Here is a 740-nt window from a genome sequence, read left to right on the forward strand (position 1 = left end):
GTCCTGCCGCGACGGCGATGCGGTCCGGCGTGGGGGCGACGCACGCACCGACCATGCCCCGCACCGCCGCGGTGACGTGCGGCAGATCGGAGGCCTCCATGCTCGGCAGGCGGCGGGCGAGATGGCGCAGGAAGTCGGCGAGCAGGCGCCCGAGCCCCGTGTCCAGCGCGAGGCCGCGCGTGGCGTCCAGCTGGGTGGCGATCTCGGCGAAGCTGTCGCGTGGCATGTAGATGTGCAGCCGCTCGTCGGCGACGCGCTCGCTCGTCACGTTCTCGCCCAGCGAGACGAGGAAGGGAGTCTGCGCAGGCACGCGGAAGGAATCGTCCCGTTTCTGGATACCCGTGTCGCGCTGGCCGAGGGTGAGGCACCAGTGGTCGATCGGATTCCGCCGCACGAGCGCCCGCGTCCGGTTAGAACGCAGGGAGGGGGCCGAGACCTCGCAGATGGCAAGGCCATCCAGCGGCCAGTAGCGACTCTCGGCGAGGAAGCCTTGGCCGGCCTCCGCCGGCTGCTCGACCTCGAAGACCGAGGAGAACCATCCCCTCCAGGCGTCGAGCTGCTGCGCGGCCGGGAGGCCGTGGGTGGACATGGTCTCGGGCGTCATCACATTCCTGTCGGGGTCGGACCGGGTCAGGCAAGTCGGCTCGCTTCCTATAGGGCGGGCGCCGGTTCCTGGCGGCACGCAAGGATCGCAGGCCGGCCATCTCCGAGGGTCACGGCTCGCTTCCCGCGGGCAGGGT

At 71.2% G+C, this 740-nt stretch carries 1 pseudogene; it reads right to left on the reverse strand.

Annotated elements, in window-relative coordinates:
* A pseudogene (locus AC1DWF_RS34105) lies at window positions 1-604 on the reverse strand (hypothetical protein); the annotation flags it as partial.
* Window positions 605-740 lie beyond the last annotated feature (136 nt).

It is taken from the genome of Aminobacter sp. P4_D5 (assembly GCF_056401815.1).